Below are 6,501 nucleotides of genomic sequence, written 5' to 3'. Positions count from 1 at the left end.
CCTTTTTTGATTTCATATCCCAGTTCTAAAAACCACTGTTTGACGGTTTCTTTTTCTTCTTCAGACATATAGGGAGAAACCAGTTGAAACGCCTGAGCATACCGAGCGAAATACCGACTGATATCTAATCCGGCTGATGAAAGATTACTTCGACTGGCTTCAGTTAACTGAGTTCCTCCTTTTTTTTCAGCCCAAGCTAATATAAAATCAATCGCCTTTTGACAATATTCCTGTTTATCTTCAAATGCACAAACGATTGCTGGATATAAAGTTTGAGCCAGTCCATTGTATACCCTAGAACGATATTCACTCCTATTTTTACCCGTATAAACGGGAAAATCTGATAACGAAACGTTCTCATAAAAATCCTCAGCTTTTGCTTGAATATCTCGGTAAGCCCGATGAGTTAAGGGATACTTTTCTGGAGATTCAAGGCGCTTTTTAGCTGCATCAATTAATTCTTGATTTAAAAATACATTCGGAAGATCATCAAGAAGTTGGTAAGAACTAGATTCTTCAACCTCAACCTCAACATTTCTCTGAGCTTGAACCCGAGAACTCCAATCAACTGAAGATTCCAGAACGTCAGAATAGAGAAGTGTTTTTGGAGGAGTTTTGGGTGTTAACCAATCCTGACTTAAGGATAGGGTTTCTACAGCCTGTGTTCCACCAAAACTAAAGATGAGAACGAGAAACCCTATCCACCTCTGAATTTTCATTTTCTCTTAATCCTCAGAGGATATACACTCAACTCAATCTTAATCGATCATCCTAACTCTGACTGCACTCTCTGTAAAAAAGTTCGCGATCGCTCTAAGTCTATTTTAATTTGCTCTAATTTAGAAGGTAGTTGTCCTTCCCCCAAAGATGTAACCAACTCTCGATGAGCTTCTGTTCTGGGAATTTTACCATTGTGCCATAATTTGAGTGTCGCCATCGGCACAGGGTTCTCATCTGGAAATACCGCTTGAAAGAGCAGTTCTTCCTCAGTCGATAATCCACTAATATCAATAGACATCTGAAAACCACACTTGATCGCACTTGGCCCTTTTGAATAGCGTTTTGCCACATCAGGACGAGGATAATTGAGGGGTATGCTTCGGAATACCGAGTCACCCCGGATCAATTCTACCGCCATCGCAGGAGATGTTTTTCCGAGTACCCAACCCCCAACATCCATCACGGTAGAGTCGGCTTCAGTTCCCTTGCTCGGATAATCAATTGAAAAGGCTAGCAAAGATTCCGACTCGGAACCACTAACCAGACTCACATCGAGAACTTCGTACTTGAAACTTTCAGTCATTGTTTATGTTTTGATTCTATTTTAAAATGATACAGCTTGTTGAACACTCTGTTTTCGAGCCAGAACAGATTTCTTTGAAATCGCTTGACGAATTAATTGTTTCCACTCGGGGGAGTTGGTTAACGCTTGAGTGTTCAAAGTTTCACCCCGCTCTGAGGAAAACTTGGCAAAACTCTCTAACCAATTGAGAACGGTTTCTGTTTTAGAAAATGGCTTTTGCTTCATTGATTTTCGCAAGTTCTTCGCCATCGCTGCTAAATCATTATTTCTGTAAGCATACCACGCTTCCCAGACCAATCGTTGATAAGATTCATCCGGCTGACCTGCGATCGCTTCTAAGAATAACAATCGATCTAATTCATTACGAGCTTGTTTAAGTTGAACCTGAGTTTGTTCTAACTCTTTTTGAGTTCGATAGAGTTGAGACAGGTTACGTTGCAGTTCTCCCTGCGATTTTTTGTACCGAGAATAATACTGCTCTAGAACTTGCTCTGTTTGATGCAGTTGAGACTGGGATTGATCCAAAACCATCTGAGTTTCATTGAGCAATAATTGTGATTGTTCTAATTCTTCTTGAGTTTGTTTGTAGTTGTCGAGCGACTGTTCTAATACTTTCTCTGTTTGATGCAATTGACTCTGAGATTGTTCTAAAACTGTTGTTGTTTCATACAGTTTAGACTCTGAATGTTCGAGTTTTTCTTGAACTTTATCCGCTCTAGCTTCAGTTCGTTTGTAGTTTTCAAGCAACTGTTCTAATACTTCCTCTGTTTGATGCAGTTGACTGTGTGACTGTTCTAAAATTGTTGTCGTTTCATACAGTTGAGATTGTGATTGTTCCAGTTCTTCTTGAGTTTGATGCAGTTGAGATTGAGCCTGCGTTAGTTCACTTTGAGTTTGACTGAATTGAGTCTGAAATTGAGCCGATACCCTTTGCGTTTCTGCGAGTTCAGATTGAGATTGTTCTAATTCTTCTTGGGTTTGACCGAGTTGTGATTGAGATTTTTCTAGTTCTATTTGAGTTTGACTCAGTTGACTCTGGGACTGGTTCAATACCTTTTCTGTTTCACTCAGTTGAGATTGAGATTTTTCTAAATCCCTTTCTGTTTCCTGTAATTTAGATTGAGATTCTTCTAGTTCTTTTTGAGTTTGACTGAGTTGAGATTTGAGTTGCTCTGATTCTGCTGTTAATAATTGATGATCCGCTTGCAATGATTTGTACAGAGATTCAACCCTCCGCAACTCCATCCAGTCTTGAAAGACCCAAGCTCTATAGGGTGATGATTTGATGCGATCGCGCCAAGAAAGGTCAAGATTTTCATCCGGTTGCCACGATCTCGCCTCTAGTTCCTGATACATTTCTATAGCATCAGGGAAATAATAATCAATTACAGTCGGTCGATGGCTATCTTGACTGTAACTTTGGAATAAAGAAGATTCGTAAATCTCCTCACCCGGAGTTCCTAAACGAGTTCCAAACTTCTGGTTAATAGTTTCAATATAGAGTTTAGGATTTTTAATAACTTGGCTAATATTTGCTAGGATACAACGGCTCGGATACTGATTATAAAAGTTAATAATTTTTTGGTTGTAGTGCAGCCAAACTTTAACGGCGAGTTCGGGTTGTTGATCAAAAGCTTCATCACCTCGTCGATAGAGAGAATCTATCACTTCCCAAGGTGAACGATAAACCAACAAAAACTTGGCTTCGGGGAATAACTTCGCCCAAAAATTCAAAAATAAAGTGGTGCGAGGGTCTTTCCATCCCCACATTGAACTGATAGCATTTTGAGCTATAATTTGTTGAGCTTGTTCAATATATTGTTCTTCAACCTCAATATTTTCTTGCAATGTCCATCCTTCCGAGACAATTTCTTGAGATTGCAAAACCGTTTTATGAAACTCCAAAAAGTCTACATTTTCATAGTATCCTTTAACGTTATATTGATTTCCCTTTATTTGCCTGCGACCGATGTGCAACCCTGAACTTTGAAGTAAGGCAGTGGCTAATGAGGTTCCCGAACGGTGCATTCCCGTCAGAATTAGAACTGATGATTTTTGGGCTTCTAAGGTTGATGAGTTCATTACTTTAAACTTAAAACTTATGGACTTTTAGGTGTTAATGAGAGGAGATTTAAACGCCAAGCACCATCAAGTTAATCAGACGGCGATCGCTCAGATGCTGGTTTCACGATTATAATCATATCACTGGAACGCTATTCTTAAAACGGTCTTTGATGTTTTCTCCTTTTGAAATCAATAATAGCGAAAGCAGCTTAACTATCCGGGAGGGTTTCGGCTATAATTTTAGCTAACATTTTGACATGAGCGGTTGAATGATTTGGTGAAGATTTGGGGGTATTTTGTTCTTGTTGCAGTTGAGTAAGTTCAGCTTGAGTTTGTTGTAGTTTCTCTTGGGTGTGTGCGAGTTCTTCTTTGGTTTGATGGAGTTGAGAGACAGACTGTTCTAACTCGACTTGTATTTCATCGAGTTGAAATTGTGTGAGTTCCAATTCTTCGCGGGTTTCATGCAGTTCTGAACGAGATTGATCTAACTGTTGTTGAGTTTGGGAGAGTTCAGTTTGAGAAGTTTGTAACTGTTGTTGAGTTTGGGTTAATTCCGTTTGAGAAGTTTGTAACTGCTGTTGAGTTTGGGAGAGTTCGGTTTGAGAAGTTTGTAACTGCTGTTGAGTTTGGGAGAGTTCCGTTTGAGTTTGTTGCTGTTGAATTTGAGACTGTTCTAACTCTTTTTGTATTTGTTCGTAGCGAGACTGTAAATCTTCTAATTCCTGTTGAGTTTGCAAAAGTTCGGCTTTAGTAACCGTTTCCTCAACCACTGGGGGAGTCATTTTATTAGAACTTAGCTGAGGTTCGTCGTTATTTAAACTGAGGTGTTCTCGCAGGTAGAAAACTTCACCCCAAGCGGGATGGTAGGGGTTAGCTTCGGCGACACGAACAAAGTGATGTTGGGCGAGGAAAGCATCCATTTCATCAATAAGGGCGCCTCCTTCAAACAAGTCTTCGTAGCTAACAGTCGTGTAAATGGCTTCGATGTATTTTAGCAGTTGAGTCGCACCTTGCAGGGCTAAAAGTTCAGCCCCCTGAATATCAAGATAAAGAAAGTTAAAATCTACTGGACGCAGGTTGAGTTCACGGAGAAGGGTATCGAGACTGCGTGACTCTAGGGTAATTTGTTGAGTAACTTTCAGGTTGGGATAAATTTCGCGATATCCACTCAAAGGGAGGATAGAACTATTAGACTCGATAGAGGTGAGGTTGAGGGTAACGGGGGTGGTATGATTAGCGATTGCAGTCTGAGAAACTATGACATTGGGTTTGTCGGCGAAGTTGGCTTGCAGGTGTTCAACGGCTTTGGGGTTGGCTTCTATCAGCAGTATTTTAGCGGTGTCGGGGGTGGGGTAGCGTTTCAGGTCTTTTCCTTCGTAGGCACCGATGTGGATGATACCGCGTGGGGTGAGGTTGTGTTGCTGAGTGAGGGTGTGGAGGTCGAGTTTCATGGGGTTAACTGGAGTGGAAGTCTTGAGTTAGTATTTTATTTTAGTTGTATTGGGGTCAGTTTTTTAATATTAACCTCTCCCCCAACCCCTCTCCTACGAGGAGAAGGGAATGATTAACCTGACCTCTCCCCCTGCCTTTCTCGTACGAGGAGAAGGGACTAAAATAGAATTGACTAATACTTTGAGCAGACTGAAGAAATGAGCTTCTTCGTTTGATTGCTTTGGCTATCTTAGAGCGTTTGGAACTTTTACGAGGTTGGTTAGGATTAGAAGTTGGGGATTTACGGATTTTTGGGTGAGTTTGGGTATTGAGTCGTGTCCGAGTGTAAAATTTATCTTGATGTTTGCTGCTTAAACCGCCCTTTTGATGATTGGACTCAAGAACGTATTCGCTTGGAGGGAGAAGCAGTCCTCAATATTATCGGTCGAATTCCCTCTCTAGGCTGGCAGCTTATTATGAGTGAAGCGATCGCCGCAGAACTTGAAAAAATGACGAATCTTGAGAAGTTGGAAAATATTAGGGACATTCTACAAACGGCTTCAGTTTTTGTTACCCTTGATGAGGATGTTGACAAGCGATCGCAGGAGTTAGAAGATTTAGGATTTGGACTTTATGACTCTTTTCATATTGCTAGTGCCGAACGGGGGAAGGCGGATATCTTGTTAACGACAGATGATCGCTTGCTTAAAAAAGCAAATAGCTATCAAGATAGGCTGTTGGTCAGATTAAGTAATCCTGTTAATTGGTTAATGACTATTTTTCAGCAAGAAGGAGAAATGAGCAATGACACCAATTGAGCTTAGAAAGAAAGCTTATCAAGTTTTGGTCAATAATCTGGGTCAAATTGATACAATTCGCTTTTTACAACAGGTAGGATGGGGAAGTGGTGATTACACTAAAGAACGAGAAGATCTACTCAAAGGGGTAACGCGAGATGAGTTTTGGCAAGATATTCGGAGAAATCGTCAAAAATAGCCAGCGATTGAAGTAGTCGGCGCTGTGCGTGAGGCGATTGACCCGAGCGATTGCATAAGATAAAAATATTATTTGTCAAGTACGGATAACCGAATACTTTACATCGGTAAACCGAATCTCCGGCGTGCAACTGGGGTGGCCTATGGTTCGTTGTTGTCCGGGGTGCGATTGAGTCCCCTCACCTTCAAGTCTGTTGCGACTGGCTCTGTGGTTGTGTACAATCTGTTTAGCTCAATCTGCTGAATATGAACTATTCCTCTGCATTAGCTTTACTTAAAAATAACTACCCGAATTTGGCTGTTATTGAAGTTTGGGAGAATGTGCTGTTTTTACGAATGAGTAAAGGCCGATGTGTTTTCCACCGGAAAAAAGGGACGATTTTTGCGGGTTTGGAAGTTGGCACTTGGGTCTTGGCGGCGGATAATCAAGTGGAAGCCAGACAGTTATACAAAAAAATGGCGATTAAACTGCATCCTGATAAGCAGTCGGGGAGCCATGACAAGTTTATTAAGCTAAAAAATTGTTACGAAAATTATGAGACAATTAGAGCTAGACTTGGGGCTGGATTTTTTGAGTACGATGACTACCCAGAAGACCCAAAATACTCAAAATCTTATTACTACCGAGAAAGACAGAGAGACGAGTGGTTCAGGAAAACCTACAGCAGCTATCAAGCCTGGGTTAAAAGACGCAAGGAACAAGACGAG

The 6,501-nt window shown here is 40.9% G+C and carries 7 protein-coding genes; 3 read left to right on the top strand and 4 right to left on the bottom strand.

What is annotated here, in order from left to right:
* From M595_RS26675 to M595_RS26660, 4 genes are all read right to left on the bottom strand, one after another.
* Nucleotides 1-719, bottom strand: a 719-nt coding sequence (locus M595_RS26675; protein WP_023069707.1) for a hypothetical protein, incomplete at its 3' end; no start/stop codon positions are given.
* 47 nt (nucleotides 720-766) lie between these two features.
* Entirely contained in the window at nucleotides 767-1,303 is a 537-nt protein-coding gene (locus tag M595_RS26670; protein WP_023069708.1) for a hypothetical protein, read from the bottom strand.
* A 21-nt stretch (nucleotides 1,304-1,324) separates the two neighbouring features.
* A complete protein-coding gene (locus tag M595_RS26665) occupies nucleotides 1,325-3,385 on the bottom strand; it encodes a sulfotransferase (RefSeq protein ID WP_023069709.1) in 2,061 nt (686 codons plus the stop codon).
* Between the two features lie 191 nt (nucleotides 3,386-3,576).
* Complete coding sequence (locus M595_RS26660) at nucleotides 3,577-4,818, bottom strand: FkbM family methyltransferase (protein WP_023069706.1); 1,242 nt, start codon at nucleotides 4,816-4,818, stop codon at nucleotides 3,577-3,579.
* A gap of 315 nt (nucleotides 4,819-5,133) precedes the next feature.
* Here M595_RS26660 and M595_RS26655 point away from each other — a divergent pair, with 315 nt between their 5' ends.
* From M595_RS26655 to M595_RS26645, 3 genes are all read left to right on the top strand, one after another.
* Nucleotides 5,134-5,616 carry a PIN domain-containing protein gene (locus tag M595_RS26655; protein WP_023069705.1) on the top strand — a complete coding sequence of 161 codons (483 nt, stop codon included), beginning with the start codon at nucleotides 5,134-5,136 and terminating at the stop codon, nucleotides 5,614-5,616.
* Nucleotides 5,603-5,794, top strand: coding sequence for a hypothetical protein (locus M595_RS26650; RefSeq protein WP_023069677.1), 192 nt, complete (start codon nucleotides 5,603-5,605; stop codon nucleotides 5,792-5,794). Before M595_RS26655 ends, M595_RS26650 begins: the two co-directional genes overlap by 14 nt.
* A gap of 245 nt (nucleotides 5,795-6,039) precedes the next feature.
* A partial coding sequence (locus M595_RS26645; RefSeq protein ID WP_023069704.1) for a molecular chaperone DnaJ occupies nucleotides 6,040-6,501 on the top strand: 462 nt, incomplete at its 3' end.

The organism is Lyngbya aestuarii BL J (genome assembly GCF_000478195.2).
In the GTDB taxonomy this organism is placed as follows: domain Bacteria; phylum Cyanobacteriota; class Cyanobacteriia; order Cyanobacteriales; family Microcoleaceae; genus Capilliphycus; species Capilliphycus aestuarii.
Note: the sequence above shows the minus strand (reverse complement) of the source record. Positions and strands in the feature narration are given on the sequence as shown.